This window comes from Streptomyces sp. NPDC047028 (genome assembly GCF_040644095.1).
GTDB lineage: Bacteria > Actinomycetota > Actinomycetes > Streptomycetales > Streptomycetaceae > Streptomyces.
Window position 1 is genome coordinate 36080 of sequence record NZ_JBEYVS010000035.1, and the last position, 24822, is coordinate 60901.

Sequence of the window (24822 nt, forward strand, 5' to 3'; positions counted from 1 at the left end):
CCGCCGCCTCCCCCACTGCCTGCAGGCCCGGGGGCCGGGCCCCATGAGGAACCGGATTCTTCAGAGGACGAAGATCACCCAAGCGGGCACGCCGATCCGGAAGATCTCATCGTTCCAGTGCAGAAGGGTCCTGAACTGCCCCCTCGAGCACTCCGTAAGCTGCGCCGCAATCAGGCCCCAAACGCTTCTCAGGTGGATCGTGATCATCCGCCGGCGCTGCCTCCTCAGGAGGCCAAAACCAAGGCTCCCGTCGTCACCAAGACGAAGCCGACGCGACGGCTGTTGCCCGGGGACCTGATCTGTGGCAACTGCGGCGAAGGCAACGAGCCGACGCGGCGGTTCTGCAGCCGGTGCGGTGCCTCGCTGGAGACCGCGACCCGGGTCAAGGAGCCCTGGTGGCGGCGGTTGCTTCCAAAGCCGAAAACGCTGAAGGCGGGCGAACGTCCCGGTCAGCCAGGTGTCAAGACCGGATGGCTGCGGCGGCCCGACTTCCGGCGCTTGTTCAGAGCACTGCGCTGGTTCCTGGGCGTCGTCGGGCTGCTTGCCGGGCTTGTGTTCACCCTCTATTCGCCGGCCAGGAGCTGGCTGGCCCATGAGGTGGGCCACGCCAAACAGGACGCCATCCGCGAGGTGGATCCGCAGTACACACCGATCCGCCCAGCCTCTGCCGCCGCCACAGTGTCACTCCAGGACCACGGTCCTCAAAATTCCGTAGACGGTTTCAACAACACGTTCTGGGCAGCGCCGTCCAGCTCCCCGGACCTCGCGCTGAGATACACCTTCGAGTCACCGACCACAGTAAGCCGCCTTCTGGTCGACAGCGGCAACAAGCAGGACTTCTCCGGGTACGACCGGCCGAAGAAAATCCATATGGTTTTCTCCGACGGCAAGTCGAACGACATCACGCTCAAGGACGAGTCGAGCGGCCAGGACATCACCATCAAGAACGCAAAAAAGATCGACTGGATGGAATTGCACATTACTTCCGTCTATGACTCGATCAACGGGAGCGGTGTCGTCGCCATCACCAACGTGCAGTTCTACACACGCAAGTAACACACTCTCTCAGCTATTTTCTCTTGCTCTCAGGCCTAAGAGAGGCTCCGATAGAATCTTTCGTCATCTGGAACGTCGGCAGCAGTTCCCTGAACAGCCTTACCCGGTCCGGCCGGTTGGCGCGTATCCACCAATCCTCGGCGTCACCGGAGGCAGTGTATATTCCGAGCCCGAGTTGCCGCCTTCCGGTCTGGGTCATGGGTCCGGTGGGGGCCGTGGGATTATTTGCGGGGTAAATATTCAGATTTTCGTCCGATTCTGTTTCCTCCTGAAATGCGGCAGTCAAATGACAGTGTCGTTGCATTTCCGTGAGAAGCTCCGTCGCCATATCCCCTCCACTTTGCAGGTTTCGGCTGATTATTCCGTAGACGCTGCTCCGATCGAGAGTGACACTTAGGTGCCATCGCGTATGGCTGAAAAGGTTGGCCTGGCTGGACAACACGAACAGTCCATCATAGTCTGCCCTCTTTCTGGCAAAATTCACATAGAAACGGCTGAGCAGCACCTCAGTGTGGTAGCGGGGAAACCTGTCCACGACTCCGACTTGATGAGCAAATGTGTCTTCGTCGCCGTAATGAAGTTCGCCGGACGTGAAACTTCGGGTCTGGTAGGTGAGCTCCACCGCACTGCCCACGTGGCTTTGGAGGTTCGTGGGGTCGACCACGGCCTTCGACGGAGGGGCCACCCCGAAGCAGATCCCTCCATTACTGTTTCGCAGTTGATCCCCTCCACCGATCTCCACAGCGCTGCCGTCGAACATTATCTGCGCTGTGCCGAGGTACAGGAGGCGGGGAGCGCCGGGCTTGAGCCGTCGCCAGTAGGGAGGCTGGCCAGGCTGTTGGAGAGCCTGAATCCTCTTCTGCTCCTGCTCCTCCGTTGCTTTTTTCTCCTCCTCCAATGTAGGAACTGTCTCCAGTTGCCGGGCGAGCCTCGGGGGGTTCTTCGAGGTATCGATGCGCCACCCGTCAGTGGCTGGATACGAGGAAATCTGCGTGAGCTCTGTCGCGGTCACCAGCCCCACACCGTCTCCATATCTGACGTTCACACCAGAACTTGGGCTGCTGTTGTAAACATGCGTAGCCGAAGGCGGGAGATATTTCAATACATGGTTGAGGCGCGATTCAAGCTTGTCCCGTAGGCGGTCTTCTGGCGTACTGAGTGAGGTTTCTTTCTGTTTCTTTTCTCCCTTCGGCGACAACTTACCGATGTCGAAATTGTGTGCGGTGTCCTGCGGGATCACACCATGCAGCGGGCGCGACACCTCGAACACCACACCCTCCTGCATGCGCGTCAGAGTGAAGGCATACGTGTCACCTCCACCGCCTGGCCCATCGTCCGCACCTTGCAGTTTCAGATTGAATTTACTGTCTACGGTGAAGGTCAGTGACTTTTTGGCGCCCGGCTTCTTGCCCATGAGGTCACGCGTTGCCTCAGCCAGTGCCTTTTTCACGGCTTCCCGATTCATGTTGAGTATCTTGCGGGCAACTGTCGTCACTTGGTCGGCTGAGGTAGTCATGGAAAACCCTGCCTTGAGCTCTGTCGCGGTGCCCCCGGCCCGCTGAAGCGGTTAGGTGTCACTAAGCCTGTACGTCCAGCTCCTTCAGCAGTCTGAGCAGCTCATCCGTGTTCTTGATGTCCAGCAAGTGCTGATTCTTCATGGCGATGCCCACATACCGATAGAAGGCCTCTTCTGTAAGGACACCCCCTTGGAAGGAGGTCTCGAATTCCGGGCGCGTCATCCACCCGGGGCTGTCGGGCCGAGGTGGCAGGTCGTCCTTGCCTTCAAGGTAGATCCACTCGCCCTTGATGCCGGGTTCCATCGCTTCGCCGGTTCGGCCATGTATGCGGCCGGGTGCGGCAGCGATACCGATGTACCAGGAACCCTGATACGGCTTGATGTCAACGACGGCGTCGCCCTCGCTCACGCCGATCGACTCGTCGCCGGCACCGCTCCGAGTGGGGCCGGAACCATCCTTGACACCACTGGACAGATTTTCCACCACCCAGCCCGACGGTGGGTTCTTTCCCATGAATTTCTCGACCAACTGAATGATCCGGCCACGGGATGGTTCTGGAGCGGGCGCGTTCATGGCACCTCTTTTCCGTTCTGCTCAGCTCGGGCGAGCGTGGCGTGCTCTTTTCCGGGCGCGGCGCGTCAAACGGAGTCCACCGGGTCTGCGGGGTGCGGGTGTGGTGCCGAGGGGTCGTCTCGCCGTTCGTCACAGATGGCCTTGAGCGCCGCGTAGTTCTTGGCACCGATCAAACGACGAAGCTCTTCGGCATACGACTCGTACAGCGCGGGGCCGGCCGTGTGGGCCTCGGTGTTGCCGCTGCACCACCAGTTCATGTACTGACCTCCCGGCCCCCAGCCCGTGCGGTCGTATTCGGTGACGAGAACGACGAGCGTGTGGCCGTCCTCGGCCCACTCGTACTTGATCCGCAGGGGGATCTGCCAGCAGACATCCGGCTTCGTGGCGGCGGGAGGGATTCCCTCGCGTTCCGCCAGGACATGCAGGGCGCAGCCGGGACCCGTGGCGAAGCCTCGCCGATTCAAAAAGATGCAGGCGCCTTCGACGATCCGGGTTTGCCCAGCGCCTTCCTCACCTTGGAGTGTCACGCCGTGGGCGTTCCCCTCGTCGTAGAACTGCCAGATGTCGGGGGTGAGTCTTTCTGCCTGTTTCTCTACCCGGCGCCTGTCATTGCTGTCCGACCAGTGGGCACCGACGGTGCAGCAGCCCTGGTCCCGGTGACGGGTTCCGGGACAGCCCTTGCCGAATATGCACTGCCAGTGCGAGGTCAGCCACGTGAGGTCGTACCGATATATCCGGCCCAGTCCGTCCTGGTCGGGGACCTCGACCCATTCACGGGGGAAATCGGGATTTACTTCCGGCATGGCCTGTCGCTCATCTCGTCTCGGCGCGAACGGCTAGATCAGTCCCTCCCGCAGGACGTAGGCAACGGCCTGCGAACGGTTCTTCAGGTGGAACCTGCTCGTGACGTCGTGAAGGACGTTCTTTACTGTGCGCTCCGAGTACGACAGCTTCTCCGCGATCTCCCGGGTATCGAGCCCTTCCGCTACCAGACGGAGGACCTCGATTTCTCTGCTGGACAAGCCCGTGATGTGCATGTCCATGGGGGCCAGTACCTGGCGCTGCAGACGTCCGACCTGCTGTAGGAGCCTGCCAAGCATGTCGGGGGGCACCGTGCCATCACCTGCGGCTGTACGCACGATGAGTTCTGCCAGACGGGGCGCCGTTGCCTCGGAACGCCGTACGACTGCGCAGACGCCGGCTTCGACGACGGTCAGCAAGCCGGCTTCGTCGAGGGCGCTAATGACCAGGATGATCTGGTGGCAATTCTCTCCGCGCAAGCCGCGGAGCCGGCGGAGGGTGTCCTCAGTCAGGGAGTCCGTGGCCTCGAGGACGACCGTGTCCGGCCCGATCCTGTCGGCTTCCACCAGGTCGACTTCCTGCCGAGGCCGAAGTGTCGCGATGAGACCCGCTTCGGAGATCGGGTCGGAAGCATGAACATGTACGGGAATTCTGGCGATCATGGACCGCTCCTCTAAGGCAGAGCACCCCGATCCGGAGGGCATGGCAACCCCGTGAGGTCCCGCTCAGCGATCAGGGCGGTTCGCACTAAAGTCTGCCCTTTCTGCTGGGATACGTCTATTTGAGCCAGTCTGTGCACTAACTGTTATCGGGCAGCTCCCTACAGCGAGCGAGCGGCCGACACTCTCCAGTCCTCAGCGTGGGCGTGGCGTTCGTCCAATGAAGTGAAAACAGCCCGGGGCAGGCGTGCTAGGACTGCGCTCCGGCGTCGGGGTGAGACGTTTGGCACTGTTTCTCTTCAAACGGAGGAAACCGTCGATGAGTCGGACGACTCTGTTCCCCAGACAGCCACGTAGTGACAGCACGCCGGGCAAGTCCTCATCAAACCGATGGGAACAGCTTCATGCCTGGCGGGAAGCCCTGATCGGCAGCACGTCTCCGCTGAGCTCAGCCACGGAAGCCCCGGAAGTCTCTGCTGTTACCAGCTGGAGGCTCCTGCCAAGACGCTTCAGAGTCGCGTTCCTGGCAGGATCGTTTCTGGGCGTCGCGCTGTGCTCGTGGTGGTGCCTGAACACACTTACCCAGTGGCTGGCCGAGCGCGTCGGGCTCTCGGACGGCACGGGTCTGCTGACGACCGTGGTGGCGCCCGTTCATCGCTACCTCCGGGTGCACACTGCCGAGTTGGCCGTGGGCGACGGTCTGGCCTACGGGCTGTGGGAGCTTTCCGGCACGGTGTCGTTCCTCGTGAGCTGGTGGTGCATGTCAGTCGGTGCGCGCATCACCTGGACAGCGTGGGGGGTGAGCACGGTTCTGATGGTGTTCGAGGCTTCCCCCGCCTCAGGCCGCGGTGTCGCTGGTGCACTGGCCGCACTGATCTGGAGCGCCTTGTCGACGTTCGCGTTGCGCGGCCTGTCTCTACGTCCCCAAGCCTGCGTCCACGTGCATAACGCCCCTACGCCGTCTTCTGGGCGCCAGACGGACAAGGGCAAGGCTGCGATGACCCCCGTCACTGTGACGGTCAGCGAACGGGACGTGCGCCGTGGCGGATGAACCTGCGGGGGGCGGATCGCTTGTCACCCTCTCTTCCCTCCCTCCTTCGCTTCTGACGCCTGTTCATTCGCTGGGGGAACGGCACCTCGACACGCCCGTACGCTTCGTGGAAGTGCCTGCCGGGGGCGTACCAGGGCCAGTAGACGGCTGCGGGCTGAGAGCCTGCGAAACGGCGGGTGTCGGCCCGCACTCGCCGTGCGCATGCGGTGGGTACAGGGCGACCGAAGCCTGCAAAGGGGCCTCAGCGACTGAAGGTCAGCGACTCAGCGACTGTTCAGTCGCTCGCTCTGGCCTCAGAAGAACACCAGGTCAGAGGCTTACGACATGACGGACAGCGACTGAAGCGACTGAAGGTTGGGGTATATGAAGACATTCGCGTGCGCGCGTGTGGCGTCATATATAGGAGCCTTCAGTCGCTTCAGTCGCTGTTTGGGGTGAGGGATGGTGTCTGACCTGCGGTTTTTAGCGGTCTGTCGCGCAGCGACTGAAAGGGCCTTCAGTCGCTGCGTGCTGTGTTCAGTCGCTGCGAGGCCTTCCGGGGCACGTTGCCGTTCTGCAGGCGATGCACTTTCTGCATGTGTTCCGATGACTTGGCCCTCACCTTCGCTAGTCTGTGTCCGTCATTGAGTCGCTTCGGTCGCTGCCAGGGGGTGCGTATGCCAGCTGAGCTGGGGTTTTCTCACAGCGACTCAGAGTCGACCCGTTGCAGGCCTTCAGTCGCTCTGTCGCTGGCCACCGCCCGTTGGTGTGCGGGCCGGGGTTGGCCCGTTCACCCCTTGTCCGCAGGCTCCAAGGTCCCCGCGCCCAACTGCCGGGCCTGCAGGAGGAACTCCCACTCGCCTGCGGACTGCTCCTGCCTGCAGACCGGTCGCTGGTGTCATGGCTTCCACGCGGCCACCCTGGACCCCGAACTCATCCAGCAGTGGTGGGGCACGCACCCAGATTTCGGCATCGGGGTTTCCTGCGGGCCGGCGGGCCTCATCGTCATCGACGTCGATGCCCACCCTGCTCCGCCCCCCGCCCGGGACCGAATCCTGCCTGGCATCCCGATCGCCGCTGACATCGACCTCACTGGCCTGGCGAACGGTTTCCACACGCTTGCCCTGCTGGCTGCCCTGCGTGGCCACCCCAGCCCGGCAGAGGACGAGACCACGCTGAGGGTGCGCACTCCCTCCGGAGGACTCCACGTCTGGTACCGGGCCGGCGAGGGACGCCGCTGGCTCTCCTCCGTCGGATCCAGCCCGCGCCGTTCCCTCGCCTGGCAGATCGACATCCGGGCCCACGGCAGTTACATCGTCGCCCCGGGTACCAGCACCAGTAAGGGTGCTTACAGGCCCGTCGGCGATGTCCGTGAACCAGCTGCTCTCCCTCTCTGGCTGGCGCAGGAACTGGAGCGAACCGGCCACAAGCCCGTCTCCCGCCGTCTCTCCCCCGTCCCGGTCCCTCCACGGGCACAACAGGCCGTCCTGGCCGCAGGAGGCGGCCAGGACCTTGCCCAGCACACTCTGGCGGCTGTCCTGGCGCCGGTGGCCGCCTGTGGTCAGGTGCCCGAGGGGGCAGGCTTCTCAGACACTCTCAACCGCGCCGCATACACCATTGGTGGTCTTGTCGCCGCCGGCCGCCTTGCCCGGGACGAGGCTGAGCGGGCTCTCCGGGAAACGGCGACGGCAGCCCGCCCAGGACAGGAAAGCCGCGTCGAGCACATCATCCGAAGCGGCCTTGCCGTGGGTCTCAAGAGGCCTCTGTACGCAAGGCGGAACCGTTCATGACGTCGCCCCACCGCGACACTCTCTTCGAATTTGACCCCGAAGCCGTCGCCGCACAGATCCGCAGCCAGGGCGCGGGAGTCACCCTGCCGACCCAGGGTGAAGCCGCCGAGCACGCCTCTGCTGCCGAAGCGACCGAGCACGGCTTGCTCCCCGACACGCTTTCCGACCGCGGCAACGCCAAGTTGTTCGTCAAGCTGTACGCCAACGACTACCGGCATGTACCCGGCATCGGCTGGTACCGCTGGGACGGCAACCGGTGGCAGATCGACGAGGACGACACAGTCCTCTGGGCAGCCGGGGATCTCGCGGAGAATCTCGCCACGCACGACGCCCAGGGCGTCTTCGCCGCGCAACTCCTGCAGCGCCACCGGCGTCGTGCCCTGTCTACCCCTGGCATCAACGCCATGCTGGCCCAGGCGAAAACCGCTCCCGGCATGGTCTTGAACGCTGCGCTGCTGGATGCCGACCCGTACGCTCTGTGCACCCCGGACGGCATCGTCGACCTGCACACCAGTCTGATGAAGACTCCTGTCCCCGACAAGGACTTCCACTCCCGCTCGACCACCGTCGGCCCCCGCCCCATGCCCACGCCTCGCTGGCACAGGTTCTTGACCGACACCTTCGGCGATCATGCCGAAGGCCAGGAGATGATCTCCTACCTGCAGTTGCTCCTCGGCTACTCCGTCACCGGGGACGTCGGCGCACAGATCCTTCCCTTCCTCTTCGGTTCCGGCAAGAACGGCAAGTCAGTCCTTCTCGACGTACTGATGAAGCTCCTCGGCGACTACGCGGACGCAGCCCCCCCGGGCTTTCTCATGGCCCGCCCCTATGAGGGCCATCCCACTGATCTCGCCGAACTGCACGGCAGGCGTGTCATCGTCTGCTCGGAGGTCAAGCCCGGTGACAAATTCGACGAAGCCCGAGTCAAACTTCTCACCGGTGGTGACCGCATCAAGGCTCGGAGGATGCGGCAGGACTTCTTCAGCTTCGAACCCACCCACAAGCTCTGGCTGCTGGGCAACCACCGTCCAGAAGTCGGCACGGGCGGCTTCGCGTTCTGGCGCCGGATGCGCCTCATTCCCTTTGAGCGCGTCATCCCGGATCATCGTAAAATCGACAATCTCGCTGACATCCTCGTCACTGAGGAGGGGCCCGGTATCCTTGGCTGGTTGATCGACGGCGCTCGCCGGTACCTGGCAGGCGACCGCGATCTCACCGGCCCGGAGCGGGTACGGATCGCCACCACCGCTTACGCAGAAACCGAGGACCACACTGGTCGGTTCTACGACGAGTGCTGCCACCTCGCACCGGACCTGCGAGCCGAGCAGACCACGCTCTACGCCACATACAGGGCGTGGTGCCAGAACGAGGGCGCACCTGCCATGACCTCCCGAGCCTTCGCCGCCCGCACCCGGGAGCTGGTGGGACTGGCCTCCCCCAAGGAGATGATCCTCTCCAACCAACGCAAGCACTACCCGGGCATCGGACTGCTCACTGACGAGGAAGAGGGCACCGACTGATGAGTTCCCTGATCACCGAGGACGAGATCAGCCACGAGTCCGAACTCGTCTGGCTTGAGGACATCGCTCACCTCGACTACGTCCGCCAGAGTCTGGACCGGCTACCCAACCGCAAGGGGCGCCCCGCCTACCACCGTGACGGCCGGATGGTCGGCTATGCCCTGCTCGCCTCGACTGCCAAAGCCTCCCGCGCCTCCGGAACCTTCCGGCGCCGTGTCTTCTGGCTGCTCCCCCACGACCGCGACAGCCAGCCCGAAGGCCTGTATGCCAGGAGCGCTCCCGCCGAAGCGGTGGATCCCCGCACTTTGCAACCGTGCGTGAAGGGTTACAAGACAGAGCGGTCCGGCGGAGGGCCGCCTTCCACGGCCATGCAGCAACTGGGGATAACGCTGCCTCTGTGACCGTCCCGTCGACGGGGTCCTCTTCTGCCGCAGCCTCGGCCGCGAGGACCCGACGACAGCCGCGACCGAAGCCGGTCGCAGCCGCCAGGTTCGCCATCGGGACGCGGATGCGCCCGTGAGGCGGATGAAGGACCTACCCGATCAGAGGGCTGCAGTCGCAGTCGCTGGCCGTCACGGTTGATTGCGCCGCAATCACGATGAGCGGCGCGTGAACCCGAGTGCGTGAGTGACGAGGTAGTAGTCGTCCGTGGCCGACAGGGCTGTCTCCTTGGAGAGCTTCGAGGGGTTCTCTGTCGCTGGGTCATAGAAGCGCAGGGCTCTCTGCGCGGCATAGGCCTCAGGGATGCGAGGACTGCGGCGCACGGTGGGCAGTACGAGCTCCTCATAGGCAGCTTTGGCCTGCTGCTGACTGTCGTCATACACGGCGCCTTGGTTCCGTGATGTTGGACAGTCGACGATGAGGATGTTAGTCAGGGCCGCATGTGCCCCCATGGCGGAGAAGGTCTCGCTGATCTCTTCGATCTTTGCTTCCATGCGAGTGAGAGCGCGTAGTTCCTTCCATCCGGGCTTTACACATGCCAGAACCTCGTCCGCGGCAACGATCGCGTTGACTACGATCAAACCGAGGTTGCCCGGGCAGTCGATCAAGATGAGGTCGTAGGTGTCACGGATACGCTCGATCTGGCTCTTGAGCCAGAACTCCCGGCCGGTCTTCGGAGCGAGCAGTTGTTCGGCCTCTTCAAGCGAGCTGGAACCGAGGACAATGAAGAGGTTGGTGATGGGTTTGGAGCCCTCCACACCATACGGGCCGGCCATGGCCGGTAGCACAGCCTCATCGATCTTCGCGGCGCCGGTGAGGACGTCATAGAAGTTGGCCTGGTTGGCGACGTCGTCCGGGCTGTCGTAGCCAACCGCAGCGGAAGCGTCGCACTGGGCGTCGGCGTCGATGATGAGCGTAGTGAAACCGAGGTCGGCGGCACAGGCGCCGATGTTGACGGCCGATGTCGTTTTTCCAGCGCCACCGCTTTGGTTGGTGAGGGCGAGGACGCGGGCGATACGACTCTTCGTCTCAGCGGCGTTCCGGTTGTGGGGAGAAGCCATGAGTAGCCTCCACGAATGATTGCGGCGCAATCACTTGGCGGACAGGAAGGTTGGGGCACCACGGGCCAGGAGCGACGTAGCGCGGGAGGCTGCCTGATAGACAGTCCACCGGCTGCTATGGATGAGCCACCGAAGACGCAGGCCGATTGCTGCGCAATCACAGAGTGGCCTTGCTGGCAACGCGCCGGTATAGCAGACGGGCGCAGGCTACATGCCGAGGTGCTGTTGAAGCCAGTCGCCCCATCGGTTGTCACCGGTAGGGCTGCAGCGCTGCACGGAGCCACGTCAAGAAGAGAGAAGCTCCTTCAACGTGTCGATCTCCGACGCGTCCAGTAGATCCACGATACTGAGGGCCAACTGCTCGACGCTTCGCACCACGATCACGCCACGAGGCTCCTCAACCGTAGCCAAGGAGGTACCCGCAGCAGTCGAGGGGGAAGCGATCTGCGGTTCTGCGGGAGAGTTGCTGTCGGGCCTCGTTTCCGGCAACTCAGGGGGGCTGTGCTCAGAATGGGGAGTCGCGGGTTGTACTGCCGTCTGCGCGGGCTCACTCGAACGTGGCTCCGGTAGCGGCGCACCCGGAGACTCTGCATCGGTGATTGCGTCGCAATCACTGGCGGGTTCGGCTCTGGGAATCGTTTGTTGATCCAACGGCAGCCTACTGACCTCAGGCGCCTGTGAAGGGCTCAGCTCCCTGCGGATGAAGGCTTCCTGAAGGTCCGTCCGCAGCCGCGAGTAGACGGTCGCCGCTTCGCGGACCGGCAGCAGGAGGCGTGTGTCGCCGCTGGTTTCCATCCCAGAAGTGTCCAGGAGTTGCTCTTCCTTGAGCCAGTGGTCGATCACCGCTTGTTGCAAGTCAGGGACGAGGCGGAGCAGAGCAAGACGGTGAGACACATACGTCTGGGAGCAGCCGACGCGTTTGGCGAGTTCACGCTGTGAAAGTCGCTGTCCTGCCTCATTCTCCTCGTCAAGGGCGCCCTGCAACTCAACCGCTTCCTCAATAGGGTTGAGGCTCATCCGTTGGAGGTTCTCCTGGATGGCGGCGATACGCAGGCTGGGCACGTCACGGCGGACCAGAATGGGAACCTCGGTGAGGCCGGCGTGCAACGCCGCGGCCAGTCGGCGGTGACCGTGGTGGACCACAAAGAGGACCCCAGCGGCGACCCTTGCCTCGACTTCCTCCCGGTGCTGAGGGTAGAGCTCTACGTAGGCCTCTGGCGGGATGACGGTCATGGCGGTGTTCATGCCGTCGGTGCGTAGTGTGTTGGCGAGTTCGTTGATTTTGAGGAGCGTCTTCCGCCCGTTTTCAGGGCTGGGCATCAGTTGACGGGGATGCACGGTAGGCAGACCCTGGGGGACCAGACGAGCCTGCTGAGTAGCCGCTTTACGTGCTGCCCTCTCGGCAGCGAGGTCTCGCCTGAGGCCAGGTTTTTGAGGCATAGGGCTCCTCCGTGAGGTGCTGTGGGTGAGGCGGACGCGAGCCTATCGGTCCGGAGGCGTGCATCCACGCAGGAGGGAGCGATTGCGGCGCAATCACGCTCCAGTGACGAGACAACCTCATGCGAATGCCCGCAACCGCTCCTTGATGTACTTGCTGACAGAGCACCTTGGCGGGGGAGCGGCAGAGGAGCGACGGGGGCCCAAGGTGGACGCATGCGACCATCTAGTTGCACACTTGGTGCAATATGGTCTAAAAAGGACATGTCGAGTGGAGGGACAGGCCTGACGCCGACTCGGAGCCACGAAGGAGCTGCAGATGGAGCAAGCCGCCGAACGGCGTCACAAGTGGCCGGGCAGGGTGAAAGCATTCCTTCGCGAGGTCCTGGAACCCTCAGACACGTTGCAGCCGCCTGCCCGGGCGACCGTGTATGGCACGAAACGTACCCACCTCACCCCCTGGCTGGTGACCTTTCGCCTCGTAGACGGAACGCTTCACTCCTACGTGATCACCGATGCGCGCAATGCTGATCAGGCGCGGTGGGCGGCTCGGCGGCGAGCAGACACCCCGCTCGAACACAGGGCACGGCAGGGCATCAGTATTGACAGCACCTACGAGGATGTCTGGGAGCTGACTTCGACAGCTCGCTGGGGATCATTTGGCTCGTATCATCGGTGAGTACGGCCCGCAGCCCAGAGACTGCGGCAGCGGTTCGCCGCGGCATCCTCCACCGTGGCCCGCCGCCGGCCCTTGATCCATGAGGCACGCGACGCCCGCCCGGCTCGCCCTCCTTCCCCACCCCGGCTGACCTGGAGCTCCCTGTCCCTGCGAGCATCCGCATCACAGCCCCTGGCCGTCCATGAGCCCGCTCGCCTTGTATTCGACGGCTGTCTTGCGTGAGGGGTGGGCGGGGGAGAGGATCGAAGTGGCGGGAGCGGAGGAAAATGGGGCGAGACCTGGAACGCCGATAACCGTGCGAGGCGTAGTTCCAGTTCTCCATGACGGTTCGAGGTCTCCATGAGTCAGCCAGTGACCGATGAACTTCCTGGGGTCGTGGGAGCCTTCATCCAAGAAAACCCTGTGCCGACTCCCTTTACTATCGCTCCCCTCATTGGTGGAGGTGAGGAAAAAAAGTCCGTCGGCCAAGTGATGTGCCAGGCACCCGGATGCCCGGGAGCAGAGACTCCCGTCGGCGACGAGCGCGTCGAGTGCAAGATCTGCGCAGCATTCTTCCATACGGGCTGTGCCGCGCAGGCATGCCCCATCTGTGGGGCGGTCGTACAGGATGGTGTCGCGGATTTCTTCTCGGAGGATGCCCCTCTGTTCGCCGATCCTGCGGGCCGGATGTGGGCTGCGGAGGGTTTGGGGCCTGACCGCAGAATAACTCGAGTGACTTTTCGGAACGGTGACGACGATGCGCCGGTAGATGTACATGAGGGAAAGGTCTTCATCAGGCTGGCGGATGGCAGCAGCAGGTGGCTTCAGGCCGGCGATGGCGAGATCCTGGATACCCTCAACGTTGAATGGGTCGATGGCAGATTGAGGGTGTGGGAGACCGAGACGTCTCCCCTCGTACGGGAAAAGCCCATGCTGCTTATCGACGGCATCCCTCAGACCTACATAGATCCAGACAATACTCTGGTGGTCGACCCACGAGGAAGGATCCATTACCTCGACTTCGGCGGAATGCTGCAACAGGTCCGTCTGGGAGGGATTCCGGCCGATATCATCGCCTTCCAAAGTACCGGTGAACTGTATCTGGAAGTCGACGGTGTGCGACGCTGGCTGGAAGGCGGAGGCCGTCCACGCCTGACTGCCGAGATGCTCACATGTGCGTTCGGGGAACTGCTGCTAAGAGCTGATCGTTCCTTCGTTCATTTCCCCAAGCCGCCGGAACCGGAGAAGAAGGCCCATCCTGAAGCGCCGTCGAGCGGAGCATCCGGCGATGTTCCGGCGCCCTGGGAGGCAGCGGAAATCGGAGGCTGGGGCCCGCTCGAGGCGCAGACGCTCTATCTGGGTGCTCACGGCGCGCGAATCCCGCCTGACACTTTTGTACCGGAAGGCATGACTGCCCTCTTCTATGCTGATCTTGACATGGCGATGCCCCAGGTGTATTCGCAGCTTGCCTTGAGCGGCCGCTTCGACCCTCGAAAAGCAGGAGCGGACCATGCGTACGGTGCCGGGGACAGAATTCCGAATTACTTGCTTACTCGAATTTCCGATGCCGAGCAGGTCATGTTGCGTCAGGGCAGTCTCGTTCCCGAAGAGCAATGGATCTTTGTGGGGGATGGCGTAATCCCGGACAGGGTCACACTGTGCACTTCGCCTGATGCGTGTTGGCCGGATACCGGTGCTCCGCCTCCGCCTGAGCATCATCGTGGCTGCCGTGGGCTGCTCGGGATGATGAGAGTGCACGAAATCTACCTGACAGCGTGCCGCAACTGGCCCGGGAACCCTGCCGTCACCAGTCATGTCGCAGGCGATCAGGAGCTTCCGAAGATACTTCTGCAATTCAAGAAGGAACTCATCGACGCAATCAATACTTCGCCGGACGAGGGTATTCCGCGCTTCCTCACTCTTCCACCCGTGTCGCGCTCAATGATTTTGAGTGCGAGTCCCGAACTGGCGGAGTACTTCGATTCGCTCGTGAAGAGCAAGAGTCCCAGCCAGTATCAAAAAATATGGGCAAAGTGGGAAAATCGAGCGGATGAGCTTCGGCTCGTGGAGGAGTTTCAGTCCAGCCTTAACAGGTTGAAACGCAGCCTGGCAGATATTAAGAAGATAAAAGGGGAGGGTGAAGAAAAGAAGCGTTTGCGCTTCGTGCGTAAGGAGATGGAGAAGGGCGTCAAGGCGGCCGATGAGATCCTGGCTTACATCGCTCTCCGGTCGGCCACTCCCTGGTGGCGCCGATGGATTCAGCCAGGAGTTCCTCAAGGAAGCACGAGAAGCGCGGCATTCCAGAACATCATGAGAAACGCTTTGCAAGGCGTCGAGGATCTGGACTCTGCCGAGGCGAGAGAGGTGACTACGGGCAAGCAGATTCATTCGATGCGGCGGGACATCGGGTTGATGCGCGAGGCGGCTCAGGGGCTGACTCGGCACGCCGCGCGACAGACGGAATGAAGAGCTCAACGAGCGATGGCGAAGAGGGTCTCGTGCCTCTCCACAGAGCCTGCTGCAGCACGGCTCTCGCGGTCGGCCATGGACATGCGTAGCGGGGGCAGCGGAGAGAGACTGATACACATCCGGCGGCATACCGCTGGCAGTAATCATCGTTCAGCTGCGCATGCGCACGGAATGGGGAGACCAGGCAACAGCTCAACGCCGTGGTAGGAGGCGGACATGGGAACCCCTTTTTCCAGGGAAGCTGTTCGCGAGGAGGTTGCAGCGGCTCTCCAAGCGGTTCTCACACCCACGCTGCCGACCCCTGTTCCGGCCCCCGAGCCGGTGCCGGACAAGAGTGACGAACCGGAGCAGCGTGAGGCACAGCTGCAGAGTTCCGGGTTCGACCTGAACAGCTGGAGCGGCGTCAGTTGGCAGGAGGCGTCCGAGGCCTCTTCCGAGGATGTCGCGAGCAGCCGTGACGAGCCGGCTCCTGAGCCACTTCCCCTGGTGGAGCGTAAGGAGCAGTTGGTTGACAGGGGCGGGCCGCCGAGCAGTCGGACCTCGCCCCCGGTATCCGCTGAGCCTGACGCACCCGCACCGCTGCAGGAGGAGAAGGCGGGCATTACGCTCGTGTGTACTATCTGCGATGAGCCGGTTGATTTCAGTAGCGGGCGCATAGTCCGATGCCCTGTGAGTTCGACCAAACATCCTGGCGGACCCGGCCCCTTCTACCACATGGACACATGCCTGCATGGCGGCCGGTGCGGGTATTGCAATGAGCCGCTCGGCGAGGGGCAGATCGTCAGGTCTCAGACGGAGAAGAAGGAAGCTTCCAAGAAGATCGCTTGGAAGAAGCACGTCGTTCAGGGGTGGGACGCAAGTGTGCACGGGCGGACCCAGCCGCAACCGTCGAAGCTCTGCTATGCGGCTGCGGCGGCATCGGCCGCAAGTGTGCTGGGCGTTCCTATGGGAGCGTATGAGGCTGCGCATCTCTACGCCTTGGGACCCTATTCCGGCGGGGAGTGGGAGAAATATCGAACTCAGGTCAACCTTGCCTGCGGAAGACTTGGTAAATCCCTGGAAACGGCGACATTTTCTGAGATTTACGAAGAAATGGAAAAGACTGAGCTCGGCAAGCAGGATGGGACCTACTATCTGCGTTACAACACGGGGACTCCGGTACCTCCGCCCGGAATTCGAGCGGAAGAGGTCGGGGGGAAGTTGGCTTTCGAAGAAGTTCAGAAGCTCCTGAGTGCGGGGCGGGTCATTCTTGCGGCAGACGACGCGTCCAACCATTGGCTGATCATCGTGGGGTATGCGGACTCTGATGAGACGGGCGACATAGAAGTCATTTTGTTCGACCCTCAGTCCGGGGAGCTGCAGGATTCTTTCCAGAGTATTCGCCAGGATGAAGTGAGGGTCTGGTCCCGGTGAGCAGGTCGGTGGGAGGCAAGAATGCCCAAAGAGATCCCGACGTCGTACGTCATCGCCAGGGAAGACTACAGAGACGTCCTCATGACAGCCCTTCAATCCGATGAACTCATCTTCACTGTCGATGATGTGAGCGACTGGAAAAGCATCAAAGAGATCTTCCGTGAGCAGGTCCGGCAAGTCGGCGGAGACGATGCCCTCCACTCGGACGAGACAAGCTACGGCTTCGACGCCGTGACCGAAAACCTTGCAAAGGTCACAGGTAACGATGAAACGGCTTGTACGTACTTCTGCCAGATGCTTGCTCTCGTCAGGCTCCCGGAGAACGCACAACCCCTCGAACCGCCGGTGGAATCCCAGGAGTGGTACTGGACCCTGGGGGAGGACGGCAACTACCAATATGCCGCCTTCCCGGATGACGGGATATGGGTCTGGCAGGAAACCGACCCGCGCTCTGGCGCCTCCGAGGTCCAGCAGCACCCCGCACAGGCAGCGGATCTTTCAGAGCCCGAGGCGCAGGTGCCGCCGGCACAGGAGCCCCGGGCGCAGGTGTCCCCGGCACAAGAAGACGCGGTGCTGCGCGCGGTGAACGAGGTGGGCTGGAGGGACGTACCGTCAGTTCCTGGATCCGCGATGAGGTTGCTCCAGGACGCGTCAGGTGTGTCTTTCCTGGCCGTCACGCCTGACGGCACCTTCGTGACCAATGACGAGCTGCTACGAGCGCACGGAAACACCCGCTACAAGGACTGGGAGACCCTCTCGGCCGCGGTGGAGGCAGAATTGAGGCCCTTGCGCGCTCCGAAGGACCTGCGCCACGTCGTCGTCGACCTGATGGCCACGCAGAGGGCCGTCGAACTCGGCAGGAGCTGACGTGCGGGCTGCGGTGCCGACGCACGCGCGCCCGCCGGACCCTGGACCACGCTTACGCAGGGATACCGACGGCGGCGAGCCCGCGGGCCTCAGGCTGGAGCCTCGACGTCCAGCCGTTTGGTCCGGGGCGGAAGGTGGTCGTACAGATCGGCCACGAGGTCACGACGTAGGGAACGCAGGGACGGGTCGGACCACCGGTTGTGCCACTGGTGCGGGTCGGTGTGCACGTCGTACAGCTCACCCTCCGTGCCGTCGTACTGGATCGGCGTGGGGCGCAGGACAGCGTCGCCCCATGTCTTCTCCAGGCCGTTCGGTTCCCCCGCTGTCGACGGTTCGTAGACGGTGCACAGCCATCCGTCCCGGTAGATGGTGCGCAGGTGCATGCCGTAGCCGGGGAATTGGCTGTCCCATTCGCACAGGACCCGTTCGCGCCCACTGCCGTCGGAGGTGGGCAGCGGGGTGCCTTGCATCCAGGGTGCGGGCGGTACTCCGGCGATGGCGCAGAAGGTGGGGGCGAGATCGAGCTGACTGACCGGATCGGTGACGACGGTGGGGGAGACCGTGCCGCTCACTGGTGCCGGTCTCCAGATCAGCGGGAGCCGCATGAGCGCGTCCACGTGATAGGGCCCCTTGTAGAGCAGGCCGAAGTCGCCCTGCATCTCGCCGTGGTCGGTTGTGTAGACGACGTCGGTGTGGTCGAGCAGACCCCGTTGTTCCAGTCGGCTCAGGACACGGCCGCATGCCTCGTCGATGAGTTCGTTCATCACCTGGACGCGGGCATTGATTTCGAGGATCTGGGGCCGGGTGAGGCGCTGAGGGACGAACGCGCTGGGGCCGCCTTCCGCGTTGGCCCAGCGGCCTTCGTAGTACGCCAGCCAGTGCGCGGGCTTGCCGGCGAGGACCTTGCGGACGGCCTCGTCGTCTCCTGGGTGGCCGGCGGGCAGGTCGAGGTCACGCCAGTCGATCCGCGAGGCTTCGGACTGCGGGGGGTCCCAGGGGTGATGCGGGTCCGGGAAACTCATCCAGCAGAAGAAGGGTTCGTCGTCTGCGAGGGTGTCCAGCCACTCGATGGTCCGGTCGGCGATCCAGTCGGTGTGGTAGATCTCCCGGGGGATCGGGTTGTGCTTGGTCTCGGGGGCTCCGGTGTCGCCGCCCGGCGCGGCGCCCAGGAGTTCGGCGAAGGACCGCAGATGCCGTGGATGGTTCTCGGCGATCCAATGTCCGTAGTGCTGGATCAGATGGTCCCCGAACGCTGCCGCGTGTGCTGCCTGGATGCTGTAGTCGAAGCCCCGCCAAGAGCCGGTGTCGCCGGCCGCTGCCCGCCGCGTCTCGTCATAGCGCAGGTTGGGGTCGAAGGCCGGTTCGAAGTGCGCTTTACCGACGAGGGCGGTGCGGTAACCGGCCTTTTCCTTGAGGTGGGCGGCGATCGACGGGGCGTCCTTCGGCAGTGGGATCCCGTTGGCGATGACTCCGTGGGTTCGAACGTATTGTCCGGTGAGCATGGTGGACCTGGCGGGCATGCAGACCGTGTTCTGGTTGTAGGCGCGTTCATAACGGTGTCCCTGCGCGGCCAGCGCGTCGATCACGGGGGTCCGCACGACGCTGTTTCCGTTGCAGCCGAGCGAGTCGAAGCGCTGTTGGTCGGTGGTGATGAACAAGATGCACCGGCGCATCGTCCTCACCCGGCTTCCGGAGCCGTCATGGCGCCGTCCGCCGGGACTTGGGTGCAGCAGATCAGCGCCGTCCTCGCCAGACCGCGGTCGCGGTGTTCCAGGGCACTCTGATAGCCCGGGTCGGCCACCATGGCCAAGAAGGCCTGCCGGCTGGGATAGGTGACCAGGGCCACCGCGTCCCAGTCGTCCGGTTGCCCGCCGACCAGCAGGTGCCGTGCCGCGCCCGCCCAGAGAATCCGGCCTCCCACCTTCTCCAGCAGTTCGGCCACGAGTTCCGCGTAGCGGCTGTACTCCTGCGGATCGCTGAATTTCAGCAGGTTGCACATGAGGATCTCGCCGTCGACGTCGCTGGTGACAAAGTCGTCCAGCTGCTGCTGGGTGGGCAACAGGCTCATCGGGTTGTTCTCCTCGTCGGCTTCGTCTCGATGAATTGCTTGATCACTTCGGCCAGTTGAGGGCCGGTGTCCTCCTGGAGGAAGTGGCCGGCTCCCTTGACGATGTGCTCGCGGGCTGCCGGTATCCGAGCCAGGAACGGGTACTGACCGCCCTGCGTGATCGGATCGCGATCGCTGAACGCCGCCAGGAACGGCTTGTCGAAGCCGGCCAGTACGTCCCAGGCCCGCCGCTGGTCGGCCGCCGCGGGATCCTCCGGCGACAACGGCACCAGGGCGGGGAACACGCGGGCCCCGGCTTTGTAGGTGTCGTCCGGGAAGGGGGCGTCGTACGCCGCGCGGACGGCGTCGGGCAGGTGCGCCACGGTGCCCATGGCGACTATCGAGCCCGCTTGGAAGGTTTCGGCCTGCGAGGCCATGCGCCGCCAGGCCAGGAAGCCCTCGGTCGGGGCTTGCGCGCCGGTGGGCAGGCCGGTGTTCGCGGCAACGACTCCGGCGAAGCGGTCCGGAGCCATGCTCACCAGCCGAAGCCCGATGAGCCCGCCCCAGTCGTGGCAGACCAGTGTGATGTCACGCAGGTCCAGCACACCGAACACGGCATGAGCCATCCAGGCCACGTGAGCGGCATACGTGTAGTCGGCCTGCAGCGCGGGCTTGTCAGAGCGGCCGAAGCCGACCAGATCGACGGCGACGACCCGGTGGCCGGCGAGTGTCAGGGGCGGGATCACGTGCCGGTACAGATAGGACCAGGTCGGCTCCCCGTGCATGAGAAGCACCGGCGGCGCGGAGGGTGGCCCTTCGTCGACGTAGTGGACCCGAGCGGTCTCCGGACTGCCCGGTGCGATCGGCACCTGGAGGTATCGCGGTGAAAAGGGCCAGCCCGGGAGCTCTTTGAAGCACTCGTCCGGTGTACGCAGCAGCCGCATGAGCCCACCCCAAACTTATTGCATCCTCTATGTAATGAAATTATTGGCGAACTGTATGTACTGGTGTCGACAAGGGCAAGGGTGGGGGGAGAGGTTTCCCGCGTCGCGGGAGGTGGCCGGAATCCGCTTGCCTCGTGACACTCATAGTGCAAACATCGCTCTGGTCGTCGGGCGCCCCTGGACATCGCCCGGTGATCGCAGCCGTGGCGCAGGCGCTGGTGATCACGCAACCGTCGGCAGCTGCCCGCGTCACGGCTACTTCTGGGGGAGGCAATGCCGGCGGCCCTGCTTCTGCCGGCAGGGTCCGGGCAGGAGTGAGGACTCGGAACCGCTCACTCACCCCGCAGGAGCAGCCAGAGCTGGACCGGACGCCTGACGCCGGACGCTCGAGGACAGAGCGGCCGTCGACGGTCGCGGCTCACGGGTTCATTCGGGACCGCAGCCAGCGGCGGAACCGGTGGCGTGGGCCGCTGAGATGGCGCGGCCACCGATAGGACGCGTATTCGAGCACTTCATCGGTTCGCATCTGGCGGGTGGAGTTACCGAGGCGGACATAGAAATCAGCGGCGGGTGTTCCCTTGGGCGGCCGGAGGAAAACAGGAGAGGGCGCGGGTTCGATGTCGATCCGGCAGATGTCGCGCCCCCCGACTCGAGGGAAGCTCATACTGGTCTGACTGAGTGCGGCTTTGCCAAGACAGTTGCCCAGCAGATCGTGCAGCCAGAGTTCGTAGCGATCCTGATCGCCTTGGCGGACCAGCCTGTAGTCGTTTTCGATCCCCAGAACCGCACCGGTGTCGTCCACCCCGATGAGCAAGGTACCGCCATCGGCGTTGAGGAACGCGGCGACCGTCTTGGCGATCACCTGTTCCAGGCGTTCGTCCCGGTTCTGGGTGTGGCTGTTCCAGCGAGCAGAGGATTTGAATTCGACCCGATTGCTCTCTCCCGTTGCGATCAGCGCCGTCACATCGTCGGCGTGAACCAGATCAGGATGGTGTCGAGTCCAGCGGCGAGCGGCGAGCTGGCCCGTCCCCATCACGATGACGACGCCGACCACTCCCGCTACCAGCAGCCTGAGCCAGGGAAATCCGTGCCCCAGCAGAACGGGTACGAACTGAAGCACGAGGAAGCCCAGGACGCAGCCCAGGATTCCGTACAGGATGGTGGTGCTGAAGGTCATCTTGTGCCGTGCACGCACGATACGGCCGCCAAGCATGCCGGCCACTGCCCCCGTCAAGGGAACCGACAGGTAGTTGACCACATCGGGGGCGGTTGCCGCGATCTGGACGCTGACCTGCACGTCATGCTCCCTTCAGCGTCGAGTGACGTCCTTTCCAGTATCCGCATCGCAAGGATGCCAGGACCGATTCCGGCGCGAGTGGATCCGGGTGGTATATCCGCCTACGTCCCAGTCAGGCCGCTCCCGGGGGAACGCGAGGGCGCCGAAGATCTCTGATGAGACTGTCGATGCAGGCCAGCACGGTGCTGTGGAGCTGTTTCGTGGCCGCATCGGATGTCACTCGGGCGCGGTGTTCCCCCGCGAGCGCGGCCCGGCCTTCCGATGCCCGGGCCAGGAGGTGGCGCAGGCGTTGGTCGGCATCCACGGCATCGTCCTCGCCGGGCGCGGACAGCAGCAGACCGAAGGCCTCGAGGGCGTCACCCAAATAGAGAAGGACTTCTCGCATGCGCGCGGTGAAATCGGTACTGAACGTGTCGGGACCGTAAGGCCAGGCCAGTGCGTTGCACAAGGTCTGCACCGCTGACGCGCAGCTTCTCAAGGAATCCAGCCCGGAGCGCAATCGAAGACGAGCGGGTGAGCCGTCCCGCGTACCTGGATGCAAGCGCCTGGTCCTCTCGGCCAGTGCCAGTTCCTTGTCCACCCAGCCGATGTCCCTGTGGATTCGGTGCGCTCGTTTTCCCCACGCTGCCTTTCGCTCCGGCGCCGCCCCGTGTGCCCATTCGGCCGCGACCTGACCGAGCAGGTGCCGCATCTCGGAGGCGAGGGCCGGAACGGCTTGTCTGGCCGGCTGCATCCACGTCGAGGAACCGGTGAGCAGACTGAAGAACACGCCGGTGACCGCGCCGATGCACGTCTCGACGATCCGGTTGGCGGCTGTGCCGGATACGTCGGCCACACCGAGCACGAGCATGCCGCTGATCGCCACTTCCGGTGCAAACTCCCCAACCCGCAGCACATGCCCGCACAGGAGCGAAATGATGACCACCACGCCCAGGCTCCACCATGTCAACCCGGCCGCCATGCTGAAGGCCATGGCCAGCAGCACGCCCGCGACGACGCTGCCGACGCGACGCAGTCCGGTCCTCATCGTTTCGAATACGCTGACCTGAACGACGAGGAGGGCGGTAAGAGGAGCCAGCAGGTTTTCGTCGGTCGGATACAGCGACACCGAGGCAGCGTAGGAGAGGACGGCCGCGACAGACGACCGCCCCAGCTGTGCGACATGGGAGAAATGCAAACCGAACGACAGGGAGTGGGTAAGACGGCGCCAGTGTGACTTCATCACAGTAGTGATGTGCCCCCGCTGCAGCGGACGAAGTTTCCAGGCAGCGCACCCCGCTCGATCGTGGGATCGAAGCGCTCGGAGCCTGGCCGCCGGGTACGGACCCTCGGCCTGGCCGCCCCCCCGGAGGGTCAGTTCGACGAGGCCGCCTCTTGCAGGGCCTTCACCGCTGAGGACGGAAGCAGCACCTGGTCGTCCGCGTTCAGTCCGCCCGCGATTTCCGTCATGGTGTCACCGACGAGCCCGGTCCGTACGGAGGTGGTCACCTTCTTGGCGTCGCGGCATTTGCCTCCCCGCTCATGGCACTTCACCACCGTGACGAAGGAGCCGTCGGCCGTATGGCGGATGGCCGCTGAAGGAACCGACAACACCGATGTGCGCTGCGCGAGAGTGATGGTCAGTTCAGCCGGCATGCCGGGCCGGAACGTCCCAGGAGGCTTGTCCAGGGAAACGGTCAGCGGATATTGCATGCGGCTTTTTCCGGTGGACGCCGAGGGCGACGGGCTGCCGGACGACCCTCCCTTCCCGTCGTCTTCCTCCGTCACAACCCTTGACGGGACCGTGTCGATCGCTGTGGTGGCCACATCACCTGTTTCCGGCACTTTGACTTCGGCTGTCTGGCCGGGCGCCAGCTGTGTCAGCAGACCACTGGTCACGTTGGCGCTGACCGACAGGGCGTCCGAATGCATGGTGATGACGGGAATCCGGCACGAAGGAGTCGAGCCGACCGCGGTATTGACTGAGTCGACGATGCCGTTGATGGGCGCCTTGATCGCCGCGTTGTCCACGGCTTTCTGAGCAGTCTGCTGCTGCCTCTCCGCCGTTGCCACCCGCTGCAAGGACTCCATGATCCGGGCGTTGACCTCGAACCTGTCGACGTTTTCGGTGGGTGCCGCAGAGCTTTGCGGCTGCTCCTGCTCCGCCTTCGCATTCGCCTTGGCCAGCTGACCGGCCAGGTCCGCGGCCGCGGTCTGGTCTGCCGCCAGGGCGGATCTCGCGTCGGCCAGCGATTCGTTGGCCGCGTCGAGGGAGTGATGGGCTTGGTCCGCGTTCGTCTCGGCGAGTACTGTCCCCGCCGTCACATGTTGTCCGGCCTTCGTGGAAAGATTTGTGACTTGGCCGAGCTCATTGGCTGGGTCCGAGCGGCCGGGGAACCATTGGCAGGGATCGGCGAGGCTTGGACTGTCCTGTCCGAGGGAAACGATCCTGCCGAAGAACAGCAGGTATGTACCGCTGGGCTTGAGGCTGGCGGTCACCGTCTTTGTCAGGGATACGTCACTTGGTTTCACGTCGAAGAGCAGGCGAGACCGCTTGTCGGTAGTGCTCAGAAGGCTGGCGACAGCGCCCACCGCGATGGCGAGGCTGAGGGCCACCCAACGGACCCAAGGACGCGCCAAGAATTCAGCCATTGTCGTCTACCGATCTTCCGAAGCACTCCAAGCGAGTGGCCAGGGGGGATTCGGGATTCCTCAGCGATCGATCAGAATGCGGCAGTGCGATGAACGGGGTATGCGGCGGTCACCGGAGCAGCCGGGTACAAACCCGCAGTTCAGAGCCGTCGTGGGATGGGGCGCGCACGGCACCGGTTCCTTTCGTTATGCGTCCAGGTGGGAAGCCTTACGCTAATACCCGCTTGCACCAACTTTGCATATTTCAACTCATACGTTCATATGTCGTGTCGTGCTGGGGTGGGCCTGAGGGGGGAGCCGGTCTCGGTGAGACGGTCGGGCGGAAGGTCGCTGCGTTCCTCGATGTGCCGTACGCCGTGTCGAATGCGAGGGACGGGGTTCCGGCGACTGCAGGCGGCGACGGGGCCCGGCCGCATCGCAGGCGTGGTGGATCCCTTTCGCCGCCGGATCAGCGCGGCTTCCGCTGCCGGCCGGCCGGGGCACCTGACGGGAGGTGACGCCGAGGCTGGGGGCAGCCCCCATACCCGCTGCCCCTCCTGAGTTCGCGGGCTGGTCAGCCGACTTCGTGCAGGGCGTCCGGACCGGCCGGTGGACATGCCGGGGCAGCACTG

At 63.8% G+C, this 24822-nt stretch carries 21 protein-coding genes; 9 read left to right on the forward strand and 12 right to left on the reverse strand.

Annotation, left to right across the window (positions count from 1 at the left end; genetic code table 11):
- The first annotated feature begins 192 nt into the window (after positions 1–192).
- Positions 193–1056: a zinc-ribbon domain-containing protein gene (locus ABZ854_RS27495; RefSeq protein WP_361215573.1), complete on the forward strand. Its 864-nt coding sequence runs from the start codon at positions 193–195 to the stop codon at positions 1054–1056.
- A 13-nt stretch (positions 1057–1069) separates the two neighbouring features.
- On the opposite strand, the gene ABZ854_RS27500 is transcribed toward ABZ854_RS27495, so the two are convergent.
- The 4 genes from ABZ854_RS27500 to ABZ854_RS27515 all read right to left on the reverse strand — a co-directional run bounded on the left by ABZ854_RS27500 (position 1070) and on the right by ABZ854_RS27515 (position 4609).
- Positions 1070–2572: a hypothetical protein gene (locus ABZ854_RS27500; RefSeq protein ID WP_361215576.1), complete on the reverse strand. Its 1503-nt coding sequence runs from the start codon at positions 2570–2572 to the stop codon at positions 1070–1072.
- Between the two features lie 61 nt (positions 2573–2633).
- On the reverse strand, positions 2634–3146 hold the full coding sequence (locus tag ABZ854_RS27505) for a hypothetical protein (RefSeq protein WP_361215579.1): 513 nt from the start codon (positions 3144–3146) through the stop codon (positions 2634–2636).
- 65 nt (positions 3147–3211) lie between these two features.
- Positions 3212–3949, reverse strand: coding sequence for a hypothetical protein (locus tag ABZ854_RS27510; protein WP_361215582.1), 738 nt, complete (start codon positions 3947–3949; stop codon positions 3212–3214).
- Between the two features lie 33 nt (positions 3950–3982).
- Positions 3983–4609, reverse strand: coding sequence for a response regulator transcription factor (locus ABZ854_RS27515; RefSeq protein ID WP_361215585.1), 627 nt, complete (start codon positions 4607–4609; stop codon positions 3983–3985).
- Positions 4610–4889: 280 nt separating this feature from the next.
- Here ABZ854_RS27515 and ABZ854_RS27520 point away from each other — a divergent pair, with 280 nt between their 5' ends.
- From ABZ854_RS27520 to ABZ854_RS27535, 4 genes are all read left to right on the forward strand, one after another.
- Entirely contained in the window at positions 4890–5657 is a 768-nt protein-coding gene (locus ABZ854_RS27520; RefSeq protein ID WP_361215588.1) for a hypothetical protein, read from the forward strand.
- Positions 5658–6313: 656 nt separating this feature from the next.
- Complete coding sequence (locus ABZ854_RS27525) at positions 6314–7426, forward strand: bifunctional DNA primase/polymerase (protein ID WP_361215591.1); 1113 nt, start codon at positions 6314–6316, stop codon at positions 7424–7426.
- Complete coding sequence (locus ABZ854_RS27530; RefSeq protein WP_361215594.1) at positions 7423–8946, forward strand: phage/plasmid primase, P4 family; 1524 nt, start codon at positions 7423–7425, stop codon at positions 8944–8946. Before ABZ854_RS27525 ends, ABZ854_RS27530 begins: the two co-directional genes overlap by 4 nt.
- On the forward strand, positions 8946–9347 hold the full coding sequence (locus ABZ854_RS27535) for a DUF6009 family protein (RefSeq protein WP_361215597.1): 402 nt from the start codon (positions 8946–8948) through the stop codon (positions 9345–9347). Before ABZ854_RS27530 ends, ABZ854_RS27535 begins: the two co-directional genes overlap by 1 nt.
- A 192-nt stretch (positions 9348–9539) precedes the next feature.
- Here the strand turns inward: ABZ854_RS27535 and ABZ854_RS27540 are convergent, their stop codons facing one another.
- Together ABZ854_RS27540 and ABZ854_RS27545 are read right to left on the reverse strand one after the other, a co-directional pair.
- Positions 9540–10448 carry an AAA family ATPase gene (locus ABZ854_RS27540; protein WP_361215600.1) on the reverse strand — a complete coding sequence of 303 codons (909 nt, stop codon included), beginning with the start codon at positions 10446–10448 and terminating at the stop codon, positions 9540–9542.
- Between the two features lie 285 nt (positions 10449–10733).
- Complete coding sequence (locus tag ABZ854_RS27545) at positions 10734–11768, reverse strand: hypothetical protein (RefSeq protein WP_361215602.1); 1035 nt, start codon at positions 11766–11768, stop codon at positions 10734–10736.
- 436 nt (positions 11769–12204) lie between these two features.
- On the opposite strand from ABZ854_RS27545, the gene ABZ854_RS27550 reads away from it, so the two are divergent.
- The 4 genes from ABZ854_RS27550 (at position 12205) to ABZ854_RS27565 (ending at position 17292) form a co-directional block, all read left to right on the forward strand.
- Positions 12205–12564, forward strand: coding sequence for a hypothetical protein (locus tag ABZ854_RS27550; RefSeq protein WP_361215604.1), 360 nt, complete (start codon positions 12205–12207; stop codon positions 12562–12564).
- 711 nt (positions 12565–13275) lie between these two features.
- Entirely contained in the window at positions 13276–15009 is a 1734-nt protein-coding gene (locus ABZ854_RS27555) for a putative adhesin (RefSeq protein WP_361215607.1), read from the forward strand.
- 219 nt (positions 15010–15228) lie between these two features.
- On the forward strand, positions 15229–16425 hold the full coding sequence (locus tag ABZ854_RS27560) for a hypothetical protein (protein ID WP_361215610.1): 1197 nt from the start codon (positions 15229–15231) through the stop codon (positions 16423–16425).
- Positions 16426–16446: 21 nt separating this feature from the next.
- On the forward strand, positions 16447–17292 hold the full coding sequence (locus tag ABZ854_RS27565; protein ID WP_361215613.1) for a hypothetical protein: 846 nt from the start codon (positions 16447–16449) through the stop codon (positions 17290–17292).
- An 89-nt stretch (positions 17293–17381) separates the two neighbouring features.
- On the opposite strand, the gene ABZ854_RS27570 is transcribed toward ABZ854_RS27565, so the two are convergent.
- The 6 genes from ABZ854_RS27570 to ABZ854_RS27595 form a co-directional block, all read right to left on the reverse strand.
- On the reverse strand, positions 17382–18965 hold the full coding sequence (locus ABZ854_RS27570; protein WP_361215616.1) for a sulfatase-like hydrolase/transferase: 1584 nt from the start codon (positions 18963–18965) through the stop codon (positions 17382–17384).
- A 5-nt stretch (positions 18966–18970) separates the two neighbouring features.
- The gene (locus ABZ854_RS27575) at positions 18971–19360 is read right to left on the reverse strand and encodes a DUF1330 domain-containing protein (protein WP_361215619.1); all 390 of its coding nucleotides are present in this window, start codon (positions 19358–19360) and stop codon (positions 18971–18973) included.
- Entirely contained in the window at positions 19357–20283 is a 927-nt protein-coding gene (locus ABZ854_RS27580; RefSeq protein ID WP_361215622.1) for a haloalkane dehalogenase, read from the reverse strand. The genes ABZ854_RS27575 and ABZ854_RS27580 overlap by 4 nt, the downstream gene beginning before the upstream one ends.
- Positions 20284–20701: 418 nt before the next feature.
- Positions 20702–21580 (reverse strand): ATP-binding protein, encoded by an 879-nt coding sequence (locus ABZ854_RS27585; RefSeq protein WP_361215625.1) that lies wholly within the window; start codon positions 21578–21580, stop codon positions 20702–20704.
- Positions 21581–21692: 112 nt separating this feature from the next.
- A complete protein-coding gene (locus tag ABZ854_RS27590; protein ID WP_361215628.1) occupies positions 21693–22688 on the reverse strand; it encodes an FUSC family protein in 996 nt (331 codons plus the stop codon).
- A gap of 245 nt (positions 22689–22933) precedes the next feature.
- Positions 22934–24175, reverse strand: a complete 1242-nt coding sequence (locus tag ABZ854_RS27595; RefSeq protein ID WP_361215630.1) for an efflux RND transporter periplasmic adaptor subunit — start codon at positions 24173–24175, stop codon at positions 22934–22936.
- Positions 24176–24822: the final 647 nt, after the last annotated feature.